At 56.3% G+C, this 20,927-nt stretch carries 25 protein-coding genes; 21 read left to right on the top strand and 4 right to left on the bottom strand.

The window, feature by feature from the left end:
- The first annotated feature begins 94 nt into the window (after window positions 1–94).
- The 3 genes from ACEVJL_RS01790 (at window position 95) to ACEVJL_RS01780 (ending at window position 1,326) form a co-directional block, all read left to right on the top strand.
- A complete protein-coding gene (locus ACEVJL_RS01790; protein WP_374736693.1) occupies window positions 95–679 on the top strand; it encodes an RNA polymerase sigma factor in 585 nt (194 codons plus the stop codon).
- 66 nt (window positions 680–745) lie between these two features.
- On the top strand, window positions 746–1,084 hold the full coding sequence (locus ACEVJL_RS01785) for a hypothetical protein (protein WP_374736692.1): 339 nt from the start codon (window positions 746–748) through the stop codon (window positions 1,082–1,084).
- Complete coding sequence (locus tag ACEVJL_RS01780; RefSeq protein ID WP_374736691.1) at window positions 1,081–1,326, top strand: hypothetical protein; 246 nt, start codon at window positions 1,081–1,083, stop codon at window positions 1,324–1,326. The genes ACEVJL_RS01785 and ACEVJL_RS01780 overlap by 4 nt, the downstream gene beginning before the upstream one ends.
- A gap of 170 nt (window positions 1,327–1,496) precedes the next feature.
- Here ACEVJL_RS01780 and ACEVJL_RS01775 read toward each other — a convergent pair whose 3' ends face one another.
- Window positions 1,497–1,880: a hypothetical protein gene (locus ACEVJL_RS01775; RefSeq protein ID WP_374736690.1), complete on the bottom strand. Its 384-nt coding sequence runs from the start codon at window positions 1,878–1,880 to the stop codon at window positions 1,497–1,499.
- A gap of 283 nt (window positions 1,881–2,163) precedes the next feature.
- On the opposite strand from ACEVJL_RS01775, the gene ACEVJL_RS01770 reads away from it, so the two are divergent.
- The 14 genes from ACEVJL_RS01770 to ACEVJL_RS01705 all read left to right on the top strand — a co-directional run bounded on the left by ACEVJL_RS01770 (window position 2,164) and on the right by ACEVJL_RS01705 (window position 14,401).
- The gene (locus ACEVJL_RS01770; RefSeq protein WP_374736689.1) at window positions 2,164–2,442 is read left to right on the top strand and encodes a hypothetical protein; all 279 of its coding nucleotides are present in this window, start codon (window positions 2,164–2,166) and stop codon (window positions 2,440–2,442) included.
- A 118-nt stretch (window positions 2,443–2,560) separates the two neighbouring features.
- Window positions 2,561–2,950, top strand: a complete 390-nt coding sequence (locus tag ACEVJL_RS01765; protein WP_374736688.1) for a hypothetical protein — start codon at window positions 2,561–2,563, stop codon at window positions 2,948–2,950.
- Between the two features lie 113 nt (window positions 2,951–3,063).
- Window positions 3,064–3,252, top strand: a complete 189-nt coding sequence (locus ACEVJL_RS01760) for a hypothetical protein (protein WP_374736687.1) — start codon at window positions 3,064–3,066, stop codon at window positions 3,250–3,252.
- A 629-nt stretch (window positions 3,253–3,881) separates the two neighbouring features.
- Window positions 3,882–5,216 carry a TrkH family potassium uptake protein gene (locus ACEVJL_RS01755; RefSeq protein WP_374736686.1) on the top strand — a complete coding sequence of 445 codons (1,335 nt, stop codon included), beginning with the start codon at window positions 3,882–3,884 and terminating at the stop codon, window positions 5,214–5,216.
- Between the two features lie 18 nt (window positions 5,217–5,234).
- Entirely contained in the window at window positions 5,235–5,885 is a 651-nt protein-coding gene (locus ACEVJL_RS01750) for a potassium channel family protein (protein WP_008982683.1), read from the top strand.
- A gap of 33 nt (window positions 5,886–5,918) precedes the next feature.
- Window positions 5,919–6,431, top strand: a complete 513-nt coding sequence (locus ACEVJL_RS01745; RefSeq protein WP_235398569.1) for a LysR substrate-binding domain-containing protein — start codon at window positions 5,919–5,921, stop codon at window positions 6,429–6,431.
- 39 nt (window positions 6,432–6,470) lie between these two features.
- A complete protein-coding gene (locus ACEVJL_RS01740) occupies window positions 6,471–9,110 on the top strand; it encodes an ATP-binding protein (RefSeq protein WP_374736685.1) in 2,640 nt (879 codons plus the stop codon).
- Complete coding sequence (locus ACEVJL_RS01735) at window positions 9,103–9,804, top strand: response regulator (protein ID WP_374736684.1); 702 nt, start codon at window positions 9,103–9,105, stop codon at window positions 9,802–9,804. Before ACEVJL_RS01740 ends, ACEVJL_RS01735 begins: the two co-directional genes overlap by 8 nt.
- A 148-nt stretch (window positions 9,805–9,952) precedes the next feature.
- A complete protein-coding gene (locus ACEVJL_RS01730; RefSeq protein ID WP_374736683.1) occupies window positions 9,953–10,480 on the top strand; it encodes an RNA polymerase sigma factor in 528 nt (175 codons plus the stop codon).
- 1 nt (window position 10,481) lies between these two features.
- Window positions 10,482–11,219, top strand: a complete 738-nt coding sequence (locus tag ACEVJL_RS01725) for a hypothetical protein (RefSeq protein WP_374736682.1) — start codon at window positions 10,482–10,484, stop codon at window positions 11,217–11,219.
- Window positions 11,206–12,060 carry an ABC transporter ATP-binding protein gene (locus ACEVJL_RS01720; RefSeq protein ID WP_374736681.1) on the top strand — a complete coding sequence of 285 codons (855 nt, stop codon included), beginning with the start codon at window positions 11,206–11,208 and terminating at the stop codon, window positions 12,058–12,060. Before ACEVJL_RS01725 ends, ACEVJL_RS01720 begins: the two co-directional genes overlap by 14 nt.
- Entirely contained in the window at window positions 12,057–13,202 is a 1,146-nt protein-coding gene (locus tag ACEVJL_RS01715; RefSeq protein WP_374736680.1) for a hypothetical protein, read from the top strand. The genes ACEVJL_RS01720 and ACEVJL_RS01715 overlap by 4 nt, the downstream gene beginning before the upstream one ends.
- A complete protein-coding gene (locus tag ACEVJL_RS01710) occupies window positions 13,203–13,844 on the top strand; it encodes a hypothetical protein (RefSeq protein WP_374736679.1) in 642 nt (213 codons plus the stop codon).
- The gene (locus ACEVJL_RS01705) at window positions 13,763–14,401 is read left to right on the top strand and encodes a hypothetical protein (protein ID WP_374736678.1); all 639 of its coding nucleotides are present in this window, start codon (window positions 13,763–13,765) and stop codon (window positions 14,399–14,401) included. The genes ACEVJL_RS01710 and ACEVJL_RS01705 overlap by 82 nt, the downstream gene beginning before the upstream one ends.
- Before the next feature lie 115 nt (window positions 14,402–14,516).
- On the opposite strand, the gene ACEVJL_RS01700 is transcribed toward ACEVJL_RS01705, so the two are convergent.
- Window positions 14,517–15,749 carry an MATE family efflux transporter gene (locus ACEVJL_RS01700; protein WP_374736704.1) on the bottom strand — a complete coding sequence of 411 codons (1,233 nt, stop codon included), beginning with the start codon at window positions 15,747–15,749 and terminating at the stop codon, window positions 14,517–14,519.
- Between the two features lie 102 nt (window positions 15,750–15,851).
- A complete protein-coding gene (locus ACEVJL_RS01695; protein ID WP_374736677.1) occupies window positions 15,852–16,313 on the bottom strand; it encodes a MarR family winged helix-turn-helix transcriptional regulator in 462 nt (153 codons plus the stop codon).
- 272 nt (window positions 16,314–16,585) lie between these two features.
- Between ACEVJL_RS01695 and ACEVJL_RS01690 the strand changes: the two genes are divergently transcribed.
- Window positions 16,586–17,215, top strand: coding sequence for an ECF transporter S component (locus ACEVJL_RS01690; protein WP_020989762.1), 630 nt, complete (start codon window positions 16,586–16,588; stop codon window positions 17,213–17,215).
- Between the two features lie 257 nt (window positions 17,216–17,472).
- Here ACEVJL_RS01690 and ACEVJL_RS01685 read toward each other — a convergent pair whose 3' ends face one another.
- The gene (locus tag ACEVJL_RS01685; RefSeq protein WP_374736676.1) at window positions 17,473–17,760 is read right to left on the bottom strand and encodes a hypothetical protein; all 288 of its coding nucleotides are present in this window, start codon (window positions 17,758–17,760) and stop codon (window positions 17,473–17,475) included.
- Here ACEVJL_RS01685 and ACEVJL_RS01680 point away from each other — a divergent pair.
- Genes ACEVJL_RS01680 through speB form a run of 3 tightly spaced genes read left to right on the top strand, consistent with a single transcriptional unit; the run spans window position 17,734 to window position 20,908 of the window.
- Window positions 17,734–19,203 carry an aminotransferase class I/II-fold pyridoxal phosphate-dependent enzyme gene (locus tag ACEVJL_RS01680; RefSeq protein ID WP_020989763.1) on the top strand — a complete coding sequence of 490 codons (1,470 nt, stop codon included), beginning with the start codon at window positions 17,734–17,736 and terminating at the stop codon, window positions 19,201–19,203. The genes ACEVJL_RS01685 and ACEVJL_RS01680 overlap by 27 nt on opposite strands.
- Window positions 19,203–20,054 carry a polyamine aminopropyltransferase gene (speE, locus tag ACEVJL_RS01675; RefSeq protein ID WP_008982669.1) on the top strand — a complete coding sequence of 284 codons (852 nt, stop codon included), beginning with the start codon at window positions 19,203–19,205 and terminating at the stop codon, window positions 20,052–20,054. Before ACEVJL_RS01680 ends, speE begins: the two co-directional genes overlap by 1 nt.
- A complete protein-coding gene (speB, locus tag ACEVJL_RS01670) occupies window positions 20,054–20,908 on the top strand; it encodes an agmatinase (RefSeq protein ID WP_374736675.1) in 855 nt (284 codons plus the stop codon). The genes speE and speB overlap by 1 nt, the downstream gene beginning before the upstream one ends.
- Window positions 20,909–20,927: the final 19 nt, after the last annotated feature.

Genomic DNA, 20,927 nt, shown 5'->3' with positions numbered 1-20,927 from the left:
GTGTTACAGTCTCGGGGCACGCCTGCCGTGGGCACTATCATTTGCATTTTACCACGGAAAGGGGCAGCTTACAATGAACAATGAAGAACTTGCAATGGCAATCAAAACCGGGGAGCGGGATAAGCTGCTTCCCCTCTGGGATCAAGTGCGGCGCTTTGCCTATCAGCAGGCCCGCCGGTGGGCGGCAGCAGGGCGCGGAGGTATCACCGTCGAGGACCTGGAGCAAGAGGCGTTCCTGGCCCTCCTGGATGCCCTGGAGCGCTGGAGGCCGGACGCTGGGCCGTTTCTGCCCATGTACGCCTTGCGGCTCAAGGCGGCGTTTACATTGGCCACCGGGCAGCGAACACAGCGGGACCGCCTGGACCCGCTCCAGGGTTGCATATCTCTTGACGCTCCATTGACGGACGGCGAGGGAGACCTGCTTTACCTGGCCGACGTTCTACCAGATCAGCGGGCAGAGGAAGAACTGGAGAGCGTAGGGGAGCGGGACGCGGCAGCCCTGCGGAATGAGGCGATACGGCAAGCGCTGGAAGCCCTCCCAGCGGACCAGCGCCGGGTGATAGTCCTGAAATACTGGCACTGTCAGCAAGTGGAGAACAAGACCCACCAGGCGGCCCTGCGGGCTCTCAGACGGCCCGCCGTGTCCCGGGGGTTGCGGCAGTACATGACCCCCGTGTAAACCAGCGGAAAACGATAGAAACCACCAGCGGAGGTGATAAAAACGACACCACGAAAAGAACGAGCTTTGCAGGCGCTCCTGGTAAACCGCACCCAGGCAGAGGCAGCAAAGGCCGCCGGGATCAGTGAAACCAGCCTGCGGGAGTACATGAAAGACCCGGAGTTTGTCGAGCGATACCGGCAAGCCTGCGGTGATATGCTGCGGGATGCAGCCCAGCAGGCCCGGCAAGGCATTGCACCGGCCCTGGATGCCCTGCGGGAGATTACAGAGACACCAAAGAACCCACAAGCCCGGATTCTGGCCGCCCGGTCTATTCTGGAATATGCCCTTAAGCTGACGGAGCGGGTGGACATCCTGGAGCGGGTGGAAGCCCTGGAAAAATCGATTAAGGAGGCCGTACAGTGAACCTATTGAAACGACTTTGCCACCTGGAGGCGTTGACAGCACAGGCTCAGGCAGGAAAGACAGTTTTCATCCTGGAGGACGGCTCCCGCTTTCTCACTGATGCCGATCCCCTCACCTACCTGCTCCAGCATGGCCCCCAGAGCCCCCGGGGCCGGATCGTCGGATATGAGCACACGGAGGGGCGGGAGGTGGACCCCATTTCCCGCTCCGTGGGTGAGTGTATCAATGAGCTGTTTTCCTAAACAAAAAACCCCTCACTCTTGCGAGTGAGGGGTTTTTCTGTGCGCCAGAAAGGCAGGACGGGCGCATGAAGAAAGAAACTATCTTATTATACCATACACCAAGATAGAACACAAGTTCGGCGCTGCGGGGAGAACAAAGGCGGAACATTTATGGAACACAAACCGGCGAATTATTCCCCGGCCTTTTTCCCGGTGGCCGGGTTGATGCCCATACGCCAAGACCGTTTGTCCCGCTCCGCTTGATCGACCACCGCCCGCTCCACGAACTTGGAAACGGCCTCCCCGGTGGCCTCTGCGGCCTCCTGGGCAGTTTTCAGCGCTTCCGCGGGTAACTGGAGCCCCCCGGCCTGGGGACGCTCCTGGGCTCTGTCAGGGGCGACACGCCCCATTGCTTCATCTATGGCCCGGTTGATAAAGCCGTTGACGCTTTCGCCCTGGGCTTCTGCATGGGCTTTGATGACTTCCTTTTGACCTTTGGGGACAGTCAAGTTAATGCGGTCGTAGGCTTTCGCCATATACCTATTGATGCTTTCTGGGCTGTTCTTTCCTCCCACGGTATCACCTCCTTTTGGTTCATTATACCATAATATCATATATGCGTATATATGCTAAATTACCAAAAGCATATATACGCATTTGTGCATCATGCCATCTTGCATATATGCGTATATATGCTATAATAAGACCATGCAAGGGGGCAACACCCCGGGCCCGGTCAAGGCTGGAGAACAAATAGGGAGCGCAAGACAAGAGCCGGACAGGATACAAGGGACACAGAGAGGCAAGGAACCCTTAAGAGCCACCGGCCACCGGCCCACCATAAAGGAGGAAAAGAGTATGAGCACCAATGAACTGAACGCCACCGCGAAGGAGCTTCTTTCCGTCCGATCCATGATTGCGGAGCTGGAGGCAGAGGCCGAGGCCCTGACCGACCGCCTCAAGGCGGCGATGGTGGAGCGGGGAGAGGAAACCCTCCAGGGCGACGGCTGGAAAGCCACCTGGAAGAACGTGACCAGCAGCCGGTTCGACTCCAAGAAGTTCAAGGCCGACCATTCCGACCTGTACGCCCAGTACAGCAAAAAGACCACCACCACCCGCTTTTGCGTGGGAGCATGAGAAAAGCCCCTTGTATCAGCACCGACCAAAGCGAGATACAAGAGGCAGCCAATGACCACGGGGGCCTGGTGCATCCAGTGTACCACGGCCCCCTCCAAAAGACAAGGAGGAATTTTCAATGAATAAGACCATCACCATTTCCGCCGACCTGCTGGAGCGGGTCAAGACCATCCCCGGGGCCGCCGGGATGACGGATAGCCAGCTTGTTTCCACCTGCCTGGAGGCCGGGCTGGCCACCGCAGAGAAGGAGGAAACCACCGCCGCCCGCTCCACCCTGGTGAAGATCCTTTCGGCGCTGTCCGATGAAGCACTGGCCTATGTGTGGCGGCCTATCATGTACGCCTACCTCTGGACGGACTGCCACGGCCACGACAAGCTCACAGATGATGATATGCGCCGTATTCACCTTTTTGGGATGCTTGCCAACGGCTCCCCGGTGGCGGTGGAGCGCCTGGACAAGTGGCGTCGTGCCGTGGAGCAGAACATGGGGAAGGAGGCGCTGGCATGACTCTGGAAGAGATCACGGCGGAGATTAACCGCTTGATGGAGCGGCTCAACTACCGGCAGTTAGAACTTGTTCTTGATATAGTAAGACTGATTTTGAAGTGAGGGGGTGATAGCATGACAGAAGCCGATAAAATGCGCCGGTACATCGAGCGCACCGGGGAGAAGTTCCCAAGCGCCTACCACCTGAGCATGGGAGAGCTGGAGGCCCTAAAGGGAATGGGCAGGCTGGAGGCCCTGGCCCTTGCCTTTGAGTATGGCCGGGCAAAGGGTTTTCGGTATTCCAAAAAGGTGGAGGAAGCATAACACGCAAGACCAGAGCGGGGGACCGTAACAGGCCCCCGCTTTTCTTGCCCTCAGAAAAACCGACACCAAAACCGACACCACCACCAAAAAACCGACACCGCAACCATACGACAACACACAACAAGCTACGATAAGCAAAACGGGGAAAACCGTTGCGGCGCAAGAATTTCCAAAGGGTGAATTTGGGCGAATTTGGTATAGTTTGAAAGCGCGTCAATATTTGGTAAGGATGAGGTCGGCAGTTCGAATCTGCCTAGCAGCTCCAAAAATCCTCGAGAACTTTGGTTTTCGAGGATTTTTTGTTTTTAAACCCTGTGGATTATTTTAACTGTTTTAACTGAGAGAAAAAAGCAAAAAGAATGCAAACGTACCAGATAGAAAGCGATTTCTGTCCGGTACGTTTTTTCTTTCTGTCATATTACCAACCACATAAACCTTGTACAATCCTCATTGTTTTGCTATGACGCGTGTACAGGGAGGGATTTTATCAAAATACGAATATTCCAGACAAAGGCGGCGTCTTAATGCCGTCTTAATATATGCCTTCATACGTTAATACCTCCTTTAGACGATGTGTAGATAATAAGAGTATAAAGATGAGATAAAGGTGTATTAAGAGGTGGAGGCTTATGTGGCGGCTTTTACATAAAAACAATAAGTCCCCGTTCCGGATTATTATATTTGGGTTTCTGCTGGTTATTTTCATGGGAAGTTTTCTTCTCATGCTGCCTGTATCAACAAAAACGGGGGAGTGTACCCCCTTTTTGGATGCGCTGTTCACTTCCACGTCTGCTGTTTGTGTTACAGGCTTGGTGATCCATGATACCGCCACCTATTGGTCCAACTTCGGGCAGTCCGTCATTATTCTGCTGATCCAGATTGGCGGCCTGGGCGTGATTACGGTGGCGGGTGCGTTCGCGATTCTCTCGGGCAGAAAGATCGGACTGATGCAGCGCAGCACCATGCAGGAAGCGATTGCGGCGCCAAACGTGGGGGGAATCGTACGGCGGACCGGGTTTATTCTAAAAACGGCCCTGGCGGTGGAGCTGTTCGGCGCGGTGCTGCTCTTTCCGGTGTTTTTTCGTGAGTTTGGACTTTTAAAGGGCGCGTGGTATTCGCTCTTTCATTCCATTTCCGCCTTTTGCAATGCAGGCTTTGATTTAATGGGGGTAAAAGCCCCCTTTTCTTCCCTGACGGATTATGCAGGCAATCCTGTCATCCCCATTGTGATCGCACTGCTCATCGCCATTGGCGGCATTGGCTTTTTGACCTGGGAAGATATCCGGACAAACGGCCTGCATTTTCAAAAGTATCGCATGCAGAGCAAAGTTATTCTTACGGTGACAGGCGCTTTGATTCTGATTCCCACCATCTATTTTTTCCTGTTTGAATTTACTCAGGCGCCAATGGGAGAGCGGGTCCTGTTATCCTTCTTTCAGGCGGTTACACCAAGGACCGCTGGGTTTAATACCGCAGATTTAACAGCCCTGAGCGAGACCGGACAGTTTGTGATCATCATTCTCATGCTGATTGGCGGCTCTCCCGGTTCCACCGCAGGCGGTATGAAAACCACCACCTTCGCGGTCCTGTTGGCCAACACCCTGGCGGTGTTCCGGCGCAGGGAGCATCCAAGCTTTTTTGACCGTCGGTTATCAAACGAAGTGGTATCCCAGGCATCGACCATTTTGATCATGTACTTAGTGCTGTTTTTAACGGCCGGACTGGTCATCAGCCGAGTGGAAAACCTGCCTGTTCTCACCTGTTTGTTTGAGACGGCATCGGCTATTGGCACCGTGGGACTTTCCTTGGGCATCACCCCACAGCTCAGCAGCATTTCCCATTTGCTTTTGATCGCACTCATGTTTTTTGGACGCGTGGGAGGTCTGACCTTGATTTTTGCAGCCCTGTCTCATGTACAAGGCAACAGCGCCAGACTTCCCCAGGAACGAATTACCGTAGGATAACGGTGTAACGGAGGAGTTATGAAAACAATTTTATTGATTGGTTTAGGCCGCTTTGGACGCCATATTGCGATGAAACTGAACGAATTAAATCACCAGGTCATGGTGGTAGATAAGGATGAAGCCAGAGTCGATGCGGTCCTTCCTTTCGTCACCAATGCCCAGATTGGAGACAGCACCAGTGAGGAGTTTCTTACTGCCATAGGCGTCAGAAATTTTGATCTGTGTATTGTGGCGATTGGAGATAACTTTCAAAGTTCCCTGGAAACAGCCTGCCTCTTAAAGGAGTTAGGCGCCAAAAAAGTGATTGCACGGGCAGAGCGGGATGTGCAGGCAAAATTTCTGCTGCGCAATGGTGCCGATGAAGTGGTCTATCCGGAAAAGCAGATGGCCATTTGGACCGCGATTCGTTATAGCTCTGATCATATTTACGATTATATTGCGCTGGGAGATGACCACGCTATCTTTGAAATCGAAGTTCCAAGCAGCTGGGTAGGGAAGACCATTGGACAGCTGGATGTAAGAAGACGATACAATGTGAACATTATGGCGGTAAAGCAGAACGGAAAGTTTGCCATGACGGTGATCAAACCCGATACCTTCTTGCCCGAGCACAGTACCGTTCTGGTTTTGGGAACACAGCGCGATATTCAAAAATGTTTTCACATATAACAGCTGCCCGTATTGGGAGAGGAAGTGGCATCCATGAAAGCATTTGTGGAAGGACTCGTTTTGCTTGGAGGATTTTTGGCAGTTGCGGCATTTTGCTACTACGCGGTTTCCAAGCTGGGAGACTTTCTGGATCAGAACCAGGCAGACGGAGATGCAGCATATGACCAGTGGGAGGAGCAAGGGGACCTGAACATTGCGGCGGCAAACCCCTGGGCGATGCAGGCGGGGTCTCAGGTGCTGAAGGACATGAAGCGGGAACACCCCAATTTGCATTGTACCCTTTCCATGGGGGAGGAGCCGGAACTGCTGCATGCTCTGGGCGCAGGGGATGTAGATATTGTCATCCTGTATTCCAAAGCAGAGCGGAACAAAGCGGTGCGGCAAAGGGAGGTCATGCTTCCGGCTCAGCCGTTTATCAATGAGGACGGCGTGAAAATCACGCCCATTCATCCGGCCATGCAAAGCCAATTTGTTGCCTGGAACAATCAGGACCGCCGGCCCTTTATTCTGGAATTCGTGCAGAAGCTTTGCGGACAGGGAGCGTAGCAGTATGCTATAATAATTCCGCTGGAAGGGGGGACTGCAATGGCTGCCGAGAAGCACATGGGAGATCAGGCAAAAAAACAAGGAAAGCTGACGATTTTTGCAAGCTATTTTTCCGGCGCCGGAAAAAGCTGCGCGATGCTGAAGGCGGCGCAGGAGGCCAAGGCGGCCGGGGTAGATGTGGTGATTGGCCTGAGTCCCTCGGAGCAGTGGCCTGACACCGAAGCATTGGCGGCGCGCTTTGAGCACGTGCCCTGCAGCACGACGCAGCCAAACGGGCAGTCGGACGATGACATGAGCCTGGACGCCTGTCTGGAACGACGGCCGCAGCTCATTTTAATTGATGAGCTCTCCCACAGAAATGCGGACAATTCCCGCCACAGGAAACGCTATCAGGACATCGAGGAGCTGCTGAAAGCGGGCGTAGACGTTTATACCACGCTGGATATTCAGCATATCGAAAGCATTCAGGATTCTGTGTTTTCCATTTTGAAAACCCCCATTTTGGAGCGTATTCCGGATCATGTATTTGACCGGGCGGCCCAGGTAGAGTTTATTGATGTTGAGCCGGAACGGCTGCAGCAGCGGCTGCTGCAGCAAAAGAAGGGAGCATTGCTTTCTAGCTGCTCGTTATCCCAATTAAGCGCCCTTCGGGAAGTGGGGCTGCGCCGCTGCGCGGATCGGGCGGCGTTATACACCCGGGTCAATCACAGCCAAACAGGATACCGCACCCATGAGCATATTCTGGTGTGCCTGTCCTCCGCTCCGTCCAATGAGAAAATTATCCGTACAGCAGCCCGAATGGCGGGAGCTTTTCGATGCGGCTTTACGGCGTTGTTTGTGGAGACAAAAGAGTTTCAGTGGATCACGCAGGCTGATAAAGAGCGGCTCCAGGCCAATATTCATCTGGCCCAGCAGTTGGGAGCATCGGTTGAGACGGTTTATGGAGACGATGTGGCATATCAGATTTCGGAATTTTCCCGTTTGTCCGGAGTCACCAAAATCGTACTGGGCCGCAGCGGAATGCCCCGCCCATGGCTTAGAAAGGCATCCTTAACCGAACGCTTGATTGAGCTTACCCCTGAATTGGATATCCACATCATTCCGGACAACGGATTAAACAAGCATTTTTCGGCCAAGCATTGGGAAATCATGCATATGCCGGCTATATCTATCCTGGATTTGCTGAAAAGTGCTTTGATTCTTGTTTTAGCGACTGTCATAGGATTCCTGTTTTACCATTGGGGCTTGACGGAGGCCAATATCATTACCCTTTATATTTTGGGGGTCATGCTGGTTTCCGTGTCCACCAAAAGTTCGATCTGCAGCTTTATTGCCTCCATCGTCAGTGTGCTGACATTCAATTTCTTTTTCACGGAACCCAGGTTTTCTCTGCATGCCTATGACAGCGGATACCCGGTTACCTTTCTGGTCATGTTCCTTGCCTCGCTGATTACCGGTTCGTTGGCCTCGAAACTGAAGTCCCATGCCAAGCGCTCCGCGCAGGTGGCGTGGCGGACAAAGCTTCTGTTTGAAACCGACCAGAACCTTCAAAAGGCAGGCAATCAGGAGGAAATTATTTCTGTTACGGCAAGGCAGCTGCTGAAAATCTTTCAACGGGACATCGTTGCATACCGCGTCCAGCAAGAAGAACTGATGGGACCGGAAGTCTTCCTGTTGGATCAGACCACGCCTACGGACAGCTACACCACGCAAAAGGAGCAGGAAGTGGCACGGTGGGTCCTTACCAATAACAAACGGGCGGGAGCGGGAACGGAGACCCTTTCCGACGCCTGCTGCACCTATCTGTCGGTCCGCACAGGCAAACAGGTATATGGAGTGGTAGGTATCGCCGCATCGGATAAGCCGCTGGATTCCTTTGAAACCAGTATTCTTTTTTCTGTTTTGGGAGAATGTGCGCTTGCCCTTGAAAATCAGAAAAACCTGGAGGAAAAGGAAGCAGCCGCTGTATTGGCAAAAAATGAACAGCTCCGTGCCAATCTACTGCGTTCCATTTCCCACGATCTGCGTACACCGCTGACTTCCATTTCGGGAAATGCCAACAATCTGCTTTCTAACGGGAACTTGTTTGATACAAAGACCAAGGAACAGATGTATACCGATATTTATGATGATGCCATGTGGCTCATCAACCTGGTGGAGAATCTGTTGTCCGTCAGCCGTTTGGAAGAGGGGCGGATGAACCTGCATGTATCCACAGAGCTGATGGATGAGATCGTTGCGGAAGCCCTTCGGCACATTAACCGCAAGAGCGTAGAATACCACCTGAATGTGCAAAGCAGCGAAGAATATCTCCTGGTGCAGGTGGATGCCAAGCTGATCATTCAGGTGATCATCAATATTGTGGATAATGCCATCAAGTATACGCCGCCAGGGTCTGAAATCGATATTGGGTGGCGGAAACAAGGAAACTTTGTCTATGTTTCCGTGTCCGACAACGGCCCGGGGATTCCGGACCAGGCCAAGCCCCATATTTTTGATATGTTTTACAGTGTGTCCAATCAGATTGCCGACAGCCGCCGCAGTATGGGGCTGGGCTTGGCGCTGTGTAAATCGATTATCAACGCACATGGAGGAGAAATTACCGTCACGGATCAATTGCCCCATGGTTCCATCTTTACATTTTCTGTCCCAGCCGGGGAGGTAGAGCTGCATGAATAAACCCTTGATTTTAGTGGTTGAGGACGATACACCGGTCCGAAACTTAATTACCACCACATTAAAAGCCCATGATTACCGGTTTTTGACCGCGGCAAACGGAGAATCTGCTGTTTTGGAGGCGTCCTCTCATAATCCGGATATTATTTTGCTGGACCTGGGGCTGCCGGATATAGACGGGGTGGAGGTCATCCACAGAGTCCGCTCCTGGTCCAATTTGCCCATCATCGTCATCAGTGCCCGGAGCGAAGACACCGATAAGATCGACGCGTTGGATGCCGGTGCCGATGATTACTTGACAAAGCCCTTTTCTGTGGAAGAATTGCTGGCTCGGCTGCGAGTGACACAGAGACGATTGGCAGCGCTTCAGGTTGGTGCAGCAAATACAGAAGCGGTATTTACAAACGGGAAGCTGAAGGTGGACTATGCAGCTGGATGTGCATTTTTGGATGGGCAGGAGCTCCACTTGACCCCCAGCGAGTATAAGCTGCTGTGCTTGCTGTGCAAAAATGTGGGGAGGGTACTGACCCACACATTCATCACACAACAGATTTGGGGCCGGAGCTGGGAAAATGACGTTGCCTCTCTTCGCGTGTTTATGGCAACGCTGCGTAAGAAGCTGGAAAAAGAACCTGGCTCACCCCAGTATATTCAGACGCACATTGGCGTTGGGTATCGTATGATGAAAGTGGAATAGCCGAATGGCGGCAAAAATGGACTTCGGTTCAAGCGCACCGGATAGGAAGAGGTTCCTGTCCGGTGCGCTTTTTGTTTTCTATTTTCTTTTTTTGAAACGATGGTACACTGAACTACGAATATAAGGATAGATAAAGGGCGGTGAGACAGTGGGAGAGGAACAAAAGTGGATTCGGGACATTCAGCGCCGAGGGTCCCGGCAGGCGGCGGACAAGTTGGTTCGGGCCTACTATGACGAGATATATCGCTTTGCACACCGTCAGCTGGGCCACAAGGAGGATGCCTTGGATTTGACGCAGAACGTTTTTCTGGCGGTTCTCCGGGCACTTCCCACCTTTGACGGCCGGAAAGCGTCCTTTCGTACCTGGCTGTACCGCATCGCCGCCCATAAGGCCATCGACTGCCGCCGGAAGGTCCGTGGTAATGTCATGCCGCTGGAGGAGACAGAGGCGCCCGACCAGACCGACTTTGCAGCCCAGGTCCAGGACCGGGACCTGTTGGACCGCCTGGAAGCCTACGTGGCCCAGCTGGAGCCGGACACCCAGGTGGTGTACCGCCTGCGGATTTACGGAGAGCGCACCTTTCCTGAGATCGCCGCCATTCTGGGCCAGCCGGAGGCGGCGGTAAAAACCCGATACTACCGGCTGATGACCCGGCTGAGAAAGGAGTTTGGATGATATGGAGCGTTGGAATGAACCGATGCTGGAACCGTGGGAGCGGGAGGCCGCCATCTCGGCCATTCTGGACCGTGGATTGGTCCCGAAACCGGGGATTGGACTGCTTCTCCGTACTGCCCTGAATGCCCAGGTGCTCTTTTTTGGAGTAGTAGACTGCATCTTTTTGAGCATCCTGGCGGCAGTGGTGCTGATGATCCCCCTTCTGGCTGCCGTACTCCAACAGGCCTCCCCGGCTCCCATGCTCTTTTTGGCCTCTCCGGCGCTGTATGCCCTGCTGCTGGGGCTGACGGCCTGGAAAGAATCCCAGTCTGGCCTGCTGGAGTGGAAGCAGACCTGCCGCTTGTCCCTCCAGACCGTATCCGCCCTGCGGATGATCGTGTTCGGCGGCGGCTCCGTTCTGGTGTGGGTGCCGGTCAACCTGTGGCTGTGGAGCGCCCTGGGGAGAGCGCTGCCCCTGAGCTGGATGCTGGGGGTGTCCCTGTCCAGTCTGTTTCTCTATGGTCTGCTGTCCCTGGTGTGCCTGGAGAGAATGGGACGGGGGCGTCTGGCAGCTCCTGCTGTTATCTGGGCGGCGCTGGGGGGACTTCTGTTGGCCTGGGACGGGGCGTCGGCCTGGCTGGCCGCCCTGCCTGGAGCAGTATTCCTGGTGCTGGCCGGGGCGGCGCTGGCCCTGTATCTGCTGGAATTAAAACGGTTCTGCCTGGGGCAGAGGAGAGGAGAAGCCTATGCTGTCAGTTGAGCATGTGACCAAGCGTTACGGGAAATTTACCGCTCTGGAGGACGTGAATCTGGCCTTCCAGCCGGGGGTGTATGGGCTGCTGGCGCCCAACGGAGCGGGCAAGACCACCCTTATCAAGCTGCTGGCCACCCTGCTGTTTCCCACGGAGGGGAAGATTTTGTGGGATGGGGAGGACATCCACGCCCTGGGAGCGGAATACCGGGGGCTGCTGGGCTATCTGCCTCAGGACTTTGGATTTTATCCATCCTACACCGCCCGGCAGTTCCTCCGCTACGCCGCTGCCCTCCAGTGCCTGCCCAAACGGGAGGCAGAACAGCGCATCTCAGAGCTGCTGGACCTGGTGGGCCTGGCCGACGCGGCGGACAAGAAGCTGAAAACCTTCTCCGGCGGCATGCGCCAGCGGGTGGGCATTGCCGTTGCCATGCTCACCGACCCCAAGCTGCTGCTGTTGGACGAGCCCACCGCCGGACTGGACCCCCGGGAGCGGGTGCGGTTTCGAAACCTGATCCACGCTCTGGCCGCTGACCGCATCGTGATCTTGTCCACCCACATTGTCTCCGATATTGAGACCATTGCCGGGCAGATCGTCATGTTTAAGGACCATAAGCTCTACTGCTGTGACAGTCCCGCCAAGATCTGTGCCCAGTGGAAGGGAAAGGTGTGGCAGGTGCCGGCGGAGTACCAGCTATCTCCGGAACAGCTTCTTCTCAGTGAGGGGCAGAGTGAGAGCGGTCCGGTGCTGCGGATTCTGTCCGACGCACCTCCGGCAGGGGCCGTCTCCGTGACCCCCAGCCTGGAGGACGCCTTCCTGGCCATCTACCGGGAGGAGGGGCGGGTATGAGGCTGGCGGTGTGGGAGTGGCGGAAGCTGTTCAGCCTGCCCGCCCTGTGGGTGTTTGTGGGGCTGTGCCTGGCGCTCAACGGACTGCTGCTGTCCTCTCCCTCTGCCATGGACCGGGCCTTTTTTAACGATACCTCGGCGGATGCCGCCCGGCTGGGCCAAAGGGTGGACGACGAGTTTCAGACGGGGCTGGCTGCCCTGCCGGACACGGAGAACCGGGAGCTTTTGCGCCAGTCGGTGGTGGGGCTGGAGAACACCTTGGAGGACTACGATACCGGAGAACTGACGAACTTTTACCAGAGCCTGATGGAGGGGGACCGCCTGGCCCAGAGCTGGATGGCCTGGAAGTATGAGCTGCTCCAGGAGCGGGTGGATCACCTGGCCCAGACCGGCGCTGCCCTGGACCTGTATGCGGGTCCTATCACCCATGACAGCCATCAGTACTTCTATAACACCCTGTTTCGGGTGCTGCTTACCGAGAGTGTCCTGTTGGGCCTGCTGTGCGCCCTGTATCTGGTGGGGTATGAGGGTCTGAGCGGCACCCAATCCCTGGCCTGTGTCAGCCGGACCGGGCGGAGGCTGTGGAAACATAAGACACTGGCCGCTTTGGCGGCCGCCCTGGGGCTGTATGCCCTGCTGGCTCTATTTACCCTGGGACCCTACCTGCTGTTGTGGGACTACCGCGGCATCTGGGACAGCAGCGTATCCAGCCAGTTCAACTATTTTGTGGATATGCTCTACTCCCGCCCCTTCCTCACCTGGGCGGACTTCACGGTGGGGAGCTATTTTGCCGCCATGATCGCGGCTGGTGGAGGGCTGGTGGCGGTCTTTACTCTGATCGGGGCTGTGGCGGGCCTGCTCATCCGGCACACCTACGGGGCCGCCATCGCCGCGGCGGCCTTCTGCGCCCTGCTGCTGGGCCTGTCCTCCACACTGGCCAGTCTGGGGCTGTGGAGCGCTTATCTGCTCACAACCTTTTCTCCGGTGTGCCTGTGGCTTGCCATCAACGGCTGGTTTACCGAATTGGGGCAGATGGGGCTGGTTCCCTGGCAGGAGACGGTGGGTCTGGCTCTGAATCTGCTGGTGTGGAGCGGGATTGCTCTGCTGGCGCTGAGACGGTTTGGACGAAAGGATGTGGCGTGAATGGCCCTGCTGAGATGGGAACTGAAAAAGATCTGGCGGCCCGGCCTGCTGCTGGCCATTGCCCTCGTTGGGGCAATATTTTATCAGGTCCGGACCGGCTTTTACCTGGAGTATTTCAATAGCGGCAGCAGCTGGGGAGCGGCACAGGTCCAGTTGGCCTACGGCTGGTTGGAGATCTATGGGAATACCATAGAGCCGGAGGAGCGGCCCGGGCTGGACGAACAGCTGGCGGAGCTGAAGGCGGAGTTTGCTGGGCAGGTGGCACAGATCCCAGGGGCGGCAGAGGCGGGAATTACCGATTATGCGAGCTACGCGGCCTGGGCGGAGACATATAATGCCAGTACTTGGTCTGACGAGGCAAATGCGTTGGACTGGGAGATCTATGAAAACACCAATCGGGTCATGCTGGGCTCGCTGGTGGAGTTCATGGAGGGGTATGACTTTCTAAGCGGCGGGGGGTCTATTCTGGATTGGGGCGGAGATATCAGCGAGGATTCCCCGGCCCATCAGGCCAGTGTGCAGAGAATTGAGCAGGCCGAGGCGCAGGGCGTCTACGGTTTTTGCCCAGCACCGTGGTGGAAAACACGGATGAATTCTTCCACTATTTTGCCATCTGGTGCGCCTTCAGCGGAGTGCTGCTGATTTCGCCCACCTTGGTGCGGGACGGGCTCCACCGTACCCGGGCCATGCAGTGGACTTCACGCCGGGGGCGGCGGGTGCTGAACGTCCAGATGGGAGCGGCCCTGCTGTCCGGGCTGCTGCTTACGCTGCTCAACTGCGCCGTCTACCTGGGGCCATTTCTATCCACCGGAGCGATGAAGTTTTGGAATTGTCCCATGGTCAGCGTGTGGAGGGAGAGCTACCCCTGGTTCGACTGGACCTATGGCCAGTATCTGCTGGCCCTGTTGGGGCTGACGGTTGTGCTCAGTTTGGCGGCCTGTGGGTTTACCGTGGTTCTCTCCCAGTTCAGCGGCAGCTATGTGGCCATGCTTCTCAAGGCGATTCCCCTGATCGTGGTACTATGCTGGGGACTGGTGCCCTGGGTGATGATGGGAGCGGGGCGTTTTTCCAACGATCCGGTCCGGCTTGCCGGCCTACCGGGAGCGGAGTTTGTCTGCGGCGTTCTGGCCGCTTTGGCGGCGCTGGGGCTGTGCGGCTGGACCTGCCTGCGGCAGCGGCGGCAGGAGTTGATGGGGTAAGAGTGCCCCTGTTTTATATTAAAAAAAGACGGATAGCAGCAAAAAGATCAAAGCGGGACAGAAAAATCACACGTTCTGTCGGCTTTGCTCTTTTGTTGATTTAAGTCATGGCTGTTCAGGGCAAACGCTGCATTTCTCTGGCCTGTTTTCGGTTCAGGCAGATATAAAATCCCACATTTAAGAGAATACCCACCGCTGTGGAGGCCGGCGCGGCAAGGCCGATGTTTGTCAAACTGGCGTTGGGCTGAATGCTCATCACGTACGCCAGAGGAAGGCGGACGAGCAGGGTTTGTACCAAACCCTGGACCATGACCCAGACAGTCTTTTGATTGCCGTTAAAATAGCCCACCATGCTGAATAAAACGGCTGTCACAATGGTTTCCGGGGCAAAGCCCTTCAGGTAGTCAAATCCGCATTGAATGACAGCGGCGTCAGTGGAGAAAAAGCCGGCAAGGACATCGCCCTTGAGCATGACCAGGGCAAAGACCACGCAGCCAAATCCAAGCCCTACGCCGATCCCGGTAAACATAGACTGCTTGGCTCGCTTGGGATTGCCCGCCCCAATATTCTGAGAGACAAAGGAGGCCATGGACTGCATCAAGGCACTGGGCACCAGCATGGCAAAGTTGACGATCTTGCTGGCCACACCGTACCCGGAGGAAGCCTCCAGCCCCAGGCGGTTGACAAAGGCGCACAGAGCCAGGAAGGAGAGCTGGGTCAAAAATTCCTGGAGAGCCAGGGGCAGGCCGATGGCAAGAAATTTGCGGCACTGTGGGTTAAAGCGGAAGTCGGAGCGTTTTAGGGAGAAGGGGAGGCCTTTTTTCAGCAGAATTACCACCGCGCATATCACGCTGATGGTCTGGGCAAAAACGGTAGAAAGGGCGGCGCCTGCCGCATCCATATGAAGCCCCGCCACCAGGAAAAGATCGCCGAAGATGTTGACCACACAGGCCACCAAAACGAACAGAAGAGGAGATTTGCTGTCGCCCAGGCCTCGAAAGATAGCGGAGAGGAGGTTATAGGCCACAATAAAGAAAATGCCGCTTCCGCAGATACGAATATAGCTCACGGTGAGATCCAGAGATTCTTTGGGAGCCTGCATCAGGATGGAAATGGGCCGGGCAAAACACACCAGAAGAATGCACAACCCCACAGAGATCAGCGCAAACACCAAGGCGCCGCCCCCCAGAAGAGGAGCGATCTGTTCCGGCCGCTTTTCGCCCAGATACCGTGCGATCAGAACGGTAATGCCCATGGCAAGCTGTGTTACCACAAAAGTGACTAAATTCAGCACCTGGCTTCCGGTAGAGACAGCCGAAAGGCCGGATGTGGAACCAAACCGGCCCACAACCAACAGGTCGACAGCTCCGTAAGCAGCCTGCAAAATGAGTGCGCAAGGATGGGCACCATAAACCAAAACAGCTTTTTTAAAATGCTGCCCTGAGTAAAATCAGCGTTCTGATGATTCAACGGTGATCCCTCCCTTGGACATGACTTCATAAAAGCGCTCAATGGTTTGAATGGTGCAGGCGGCATCCTCCTGGGAAATATCGCTGAGGAGCGGGGCAAGACGGCTAAAATATTGCTCGTTGTACCGTTTGGACAGCTGTTTTCCTGCCTGGGTGACGGAAATGTATGTGATGCGCCCGTCCTCAGGAGAGGTTTGCTTGCAGAGATAGCCCTTGGCCTGCATTTCCTTCACGGTTCGGGTCACGCCCGGGCGGGGCAGATTCAACGCATCGCTGATATCGGACACTTTCACCCGAGTTCCCTGTTGTTCCAGTGATTCAATGGTATCCAGATAGTGAATATAGGACGGAGTGACGCCTTGCGGCAGCGCCGGAAGCAGGTCCCGGATCCGCTTGGCCTGATAGCACGCATCAAGCAGTGCCTTGATTGTCTTGATTTCCATTTATATGCCCTCCATATAGTTACCATTGGTAATTATATGGAGGGCGATTTTGTTTGTCAAGGGTTTAGTTTCGAAGAGAATGGTCCCTGTATTGGAAAAAAGAAGAGGATGCCGTAAGAGCCACAGGCAGAGCAGGCCGCTTTCCCGTTGACAAAACGAGGAAAGATGTGCCTTGAAAATATGAACAGGCCATAGTATAATAGCCGCTGGCGAAAAGCCAAAAAATGCGCTGCATCCTCCGTGGAGAGGAGCGGCAGCAGGAGGAATTGAATATGGGTAAGACAAAGACGAAGCTCACGTATCTCATTGAACTGGCGCTGCTGGTGGGCATCCTGCTGATGATGAACATCACAGGTCTGGCCATGATCCCGCTGCCCGGACAGTATGCGTCCATTATGACGGTGCCGGTGGCCGTGGGAGCCATGATGCTGGGGCCTCTGGCCGGCGGTGTTCTGGGCGGTGTGATGGGCTGTATCAGCTTTTACACGGCCATCAAGACCGGGTTCAGCACCCTGTTTCTGGCGGGCTACACCGGCGGCACGGTGGTACTGCTGAGCTTTGTAAATACGATCATTCCCCGCATCCTGATGGGCATCTGTGTGGGCTGGATTTTCCGGGCCGTGCACAAGATCGACCGGAGCAAGACCATCTCCTACTACATCGGAGGACTGGCTGCGCCGGTGCTGAACACCCTGTTCTACATGACGGTGCTGGTGATTATCTTCCTGAACGCCCCCACGCTCCAGGCCCTCTTGGGGGAGGAGCTGATGGCCAAGTTCCAGGACAACATCCTGTTGTTTGTGGCCGCCTATGTGGGCATCCAGGCCGTGATCGAGGCGGTGCTGGGCTGCGTGATCAGCGGCTCGGTGTGTAAGGCGCTGCGGGTCGTAATGAAGCAATAAGAGACGGAGGAGACCGGCCGGACGGCAGGTCTCCTCCGATTTTTTACAGGGCTTCCTGAAAACAGAAATTTTGTGCAGCGCACAAAGGAGCATTGACAGCGGTCTGTTTTCATGGTATAAAGAAAATAATTTGACTGGAGTTTATCTGGCCAAGCATACTGGGACCACTCCTGCGGGAGTTAAGGCCATACGGACAGCCGGGTCCACTGCCGATTGGCGGGTATACCGCCTTATTGATTGAGTTAAAAGCTCAAATTTTATAAGTTGGTTACTTTATAACCGAAATGCGTATTTGCGCAGACTTGTGAAACGGTCAATAAGAGTAGTAAAAGTATCTTGTTGCTATATAGACTCTCAGTACCAGAATCATATTCCCCAAACCCTTCCGCACCCGAAGTCCCCGTTCCGGCGGGAAAATTGTAAAATCCTGGAGAGGGCAGGGCGGGCATATCTGCTGATTCAAACACAAGCTGTACAAATACAGCTTGTGTTTTTTTGTTTTGGTGAGGTGTTGGCCAATGGAAAAGGAACGTATTCTGGATCAAAACCGGGCCCCCATCTATGAGGCCCTGCAGACTTTTCGGCAGATGCGGGTGGTGCCCTTCGACGTGCCCGGCCACAAGCGGGGCCGGGGCAACCCGGAGCTGACGGAGTTTTTGGGGGAGCAGTGCGTCAGCATTGACGTAAACAGCATGAAGCCCCTGGACAACCTGTGTCACCCCATCTCCGTCATCCGACAGGCGGAGGAGCTGGCCGCCGACGCCTTCGGGGCTGCCCACGCCTTTTTGATGGTGGGCGGCACCACCAGCTCGGTACAGACCATGGTGCTGTCGGTATGCAAGCGGGGGGACAAGATCATCATGCCCCGCAACGTCCACCGCAGCGTTATCAATGCCCTGGTGCTGTGCGGCGCCATTCCCGTGTATGTAAACCCGGAGGTGGACCACCGCCTGGGCATCTCCCTGGGTATGAAGCGGGAGCAGGTGGCCAAGGCCATCCGGGAGAACCCGGACGCAGTGGCGGTGCTGGTGAACAACCCCACCTACTACGGCATCTGTTCCGACCTGCGCTCCATTGTGAAGATGGCCCACGAGGCGGGGATGTACTGCCTGGCCGACGAGGCCCACGGCACCCACTTCTACTTCGGCGAAAATATGCCGGTCTCCGCCATGGATGCCGGAGCTGATATGGCGGCGGTGTCCATGCACAAAAGCGGCGGTAGCCTCACCCAGTCCAGCCTGCTGCTCACCGGTCCGTCCATCCAGGAGGGCCACGTGCGCAAGATCATCAACCTGACCCAGACCACCTCCGGCAGCTATCTGCTCATGTCCAGTCTGGACATCAGCCGCCGGAACCTGGCCCTGCGGGGCAAGCAGGTGTTCCGCCAGGTGGTGGCCATGGCGGAGTATGCCCGGGAGGAAATCAACGCCGTGGGCGGCTACTACGCCTTCGGCCGGGAGCTGGTGAACGGGGACTCCATCTTCGACTTTGACCCCACCAAACTCTCCGTCCACACCCGGGACATCGGCCTGGCGGGCATCGAGGTCTATGACCTCCTGCGGGACGAGTATGACATCCAAATTGAGTTTGGCGACATCGGCAACATCCTGGCCTACCTGTCCATCGGCGACCGGTACCAGGAGCTGGAGCGGCTGGTGAGCGCCCTGGCGGAGATCCGCCGCCGCTACCAGACCGACAGCAGCGGCCTGATGAATCAGGAGTACATCGACCCCGAGGTGGTCACCAGCCCCCAGGAGGCCTTCTACGCCGACAAGGAGAGCGTCCCCCTGGAGGACAGCGTAGGCAAGGTGTGCAGCGAGTTTGTCATGTGCTATCCCCCGGGCATCCCCATCCTGGCTCCCGGCGAGCGTATTACCAAGGAAATTCTGGAGTACATCCAGTACGCCAAGGCCAAGGGCTGTTCCATGACCGGCCCCGAGGACCCGGACATTGAGCACATCAACATTCTGACCCAGGAGGTGGGCTGATGGAACTGTGGTTTAGTGAATTTCATACCCCTGACGTCAAGCACAGCCTGCGGGTCAACCGGCACCTCTACTCCAAGAAGAGCGACTACCAGCAGATCGACATCTACGACACCCCGGAGTTCGGCAAGGTGCTGACCCTGGACGGCAACGTGATGCTTACCGAGCGGGACGAGTTCATCTACGACGAGATGATCACCCACGTGCCCATGGCCGTCCACCCCAATGTCCAGGACGTGCTGGTCATCGGCGCGGGAGACGGCGGCGTGGTGAAGGAGCTGGCCCGGTACGAGTGCATCCAGTCCATCGACCTGGTGGAGATGGACGAGCAGGTGGTCAATGCCTGCCGCCAGTACCTGCCGGAAAACGCCTGCCGTCTGGACGACAAGCGGGTGCACATCTACTTTGACAACGCCCTGCGTTTCATCCGCCGCCGCAAGGCCCAGTACGACCTCATCATCGTGGACTCCACCGACCCCTTCGGCCCGTCCGAGGGCTACTTCACCCGGGAGTTTTACGGCATCTGCTACAACGCCCTGAAGGACGATGGAATTATGGTCAACCAGCAGGGCAGCCCCTTCTACCGCCACGACGCCCAGGCCATGCAGCGCAGCCACAAGCGCATCGTCAACACGTTCCCCATCAGCCGGGTCTACCAGGCCCACATCCCCACCTATGCCGCCGGCTACTGGCTGTTTGGCTTTGCCAGCAAGAAGTACCACCCCATCGATGACTTCGACCGGGAGAAGTGGCTCAAGCTGCATTTGAAAACCAAGTATTATACCGTCCGCCTCCACGCGGGAGCCTTCTTCCTGCCCGCGTTTCTGGAGGAGATGTTGGAGGAAGTAGAGTAATGAACCCGAATATTGAGACCTTTATCGGCTGCGATAGCAGCTTTGAAGAGGCGAACATTGTCCTCTTCGGCGCCCCCTTTGACTCCACCACCAGCTTCCGGCCCGGCGCCCGTTTCGGCTCTTCCGCCATGCGCCACGAGAGCTTCGGCCTGGAGACCTACAGCCCCTACCAGGACAAGGACCTCACCGACTGCCGTATCTTCGACAGCGGCGACCTGGAGCTGTGCTTTGGCAGCGCGGAGCTGGCCCTTCTGGACATTGAGACCCGGGCGGAGGATATCCTGGCCGCGGGCAAGCTGCCCCTGCTGCTGGGCGGCGAGCACCTGGTGACTCTGGGCAGCTTCCGGGCGGTCCAGCGGCGCTACCCCGATGTCCACGTCATCCACTTTGACGCCCACGCCGACCTGCGGGACGACTACCTGGGCGCCAAGCTCAGCCACGCCTGCGTCATCCGCCGCTGCCACGAGCTGGTGGGGGATGAGCGCATCCACCAGTTCTGCATCCGCAGCGGCGACCGGGAGGAGTTCCGCTTTGCCAAGGTCCACACCGACCTGCACCCCTTCGATTTCCAGGGCCTGGAGGAGCTGACCCGGTGGCTGGCTCTCAGCGGCACGCCGGTGTACTTCACCATCGATTTGGACTGCCTGGACCCCTCTGTCTTCCCCGGCACCGGTACCCCCGAGGCGGGGGGCGTCACCTTCCCCCAGCTGCTGGAGGCCATCCAGCTGGTGGCTAAGACCAACGTGGTGGGAGCGGATGTGAACGAACTGGCCCCCATGCTGGACCAGAGCGGCGTGTCCACCGCCACCGCCTGCAAGGTGCTGCGGGAGCTGCTGCTGGCCCTGTCCAAATAACGAAAAGCAAAAGGGGAAA

This window comes from Flintibacter porci, from assembly GCF_041925195.1.
GTDB lineage: Bacteria > Bacillota > Clostridia > Oscillospirales > Oscillospiraceae > Lawsonibacter > Lawsonibacter porci.
The sequence above is the reverse complement of the archived record's forward strand: the minus strand, read 5'-3'. Positions and strand labels throughout refer to the sequence as shown.

Bases quoted from the DNA above. Each gene is read 5' to 3' on its own strand.
- ACEVJL_RS01790 (WP_374736693.1), top strand. From the start codon at position 95: ATGGCAATCAAAACCGGGGAGCGGGATAAGCTGCTTCCCCTCTGGGAT.
- ACEVJL_RS01710 (WP_374736679.1), top strand. From the start codon at position 13,203: ATGGCCCTGCTGAGATGGGAACTGAAAAAGATCTGGCGGCCCGGCCTG.
- ACEVJL_RS01745 (WP_235398569.1), top strand. From the start codon at position 5,919: ATGAAAGCATTTGTGGAAGGACTCGTTTTGCTTGGAGGATTTTTGGCA.
- ACEVJL_RS01755 (WP_374736686.1), top strand. From the start codon at position 3,882: ATGTGGCGGCTTTTACATAAAAACAATAAGTCCCCGTTCCGGATTATT.
- ACEVJL_RS01715 (WP_374736680.1), top strand. From the start codon at position 12,057: ATGAGGCTGGCGGTGTGGGAGTGGCGGAAGCTGTTCAGCCTGCCCGCC.
- ACEVJL_RS01720 (WP_374736681.1), top strand. From the start codon at position 11,206: ATGCTGTCAGTTGAGCATGTGACCAAGCGTTACGGGAAATTTACCGCT.
- speE (WP_008982669.1), top strand. From the start codon at position 19,203: ATGGAACTGTGGTTTAGTGAATTTCATACCCCTGACGTCAAGCACAGC.
- ACEVJL_RS01680 (WP_020989763.1), top strand. From the start codon at position 17,734: ATGGAAAAGGAACGTATTCTGGATCAAAACCGGGCCCCCATCTATGAG.
- ACEVJL_RS01725 (WP_374736682.1), top strand. From the start codon at position 10,482: ATGGAGCGTTGGAATGAACCGATGCTGGAACCGTGGGAGCGGGAGGCC.
- speB (WP_374736675.1), top strand. From the start codon at position 20,054: ATGAACCCGAATATTGAGACCTTTATCGGCTGCGATAGCAGCTTTGAA.
- ACEVJL_RS01695 (WP_374736677.1), bottom strand. From the start codon at position 16,313: ATGGAAATCAAGACAATCAAGGCACTGCTTGATGCGTGCTATCAGGCC.
- ACEVJL_RS01740 (WP_374736685.1), top strand. From the start codon at position 6,471: ATGGCTGCCGAGAAGCACATGGGAGATCAGGCAAAAAAACAAGGAAAG.
- ACEVJL_RS01750 (WP_008982683.1), top strand. From the start codon at position 5,235: ATGAAAACAATTTTATTGATTGGTTTAGGCCGCTTTGGACGCCATATT.
- ACEVJL_RS01765 (WP_374736688.1), top strand. From the start codon at position 2,561: ATGAATAAGACCATCACCATTTCCGCCGACCTGCTGGAGCGGGTCAAG.
- ACEVJL_RS01690 (WP_020989762.1), top strand. From the start codon at position 16,586: ATGGGTAAGACAAAGACGAAGCTCACGTATCTCATTGAACTGGCGCTG.
- ACEVJL_RS01770 (WP_374736689.1), top strand. From the start codon at position 2,164: ATGAGCACCAATGAACTGAACGCCACCGCGAAGGAGCTTCTTTCCGTC.
- ACEVJL_RS01735 (WP_374736684.1), top strand. From the start codon at position 9,103: ATGAATAAACCCTTGATTTTAGTGGTTGAGGACGATACACCGGTCCGA.
- ACEVJL_RS01760 (WP_374736687.1), top strand. From the start codon at position 3,064: ATGACAGAAGCCGATAAAATGCGCCGGTACATCGAGCGCACCGGGGAG.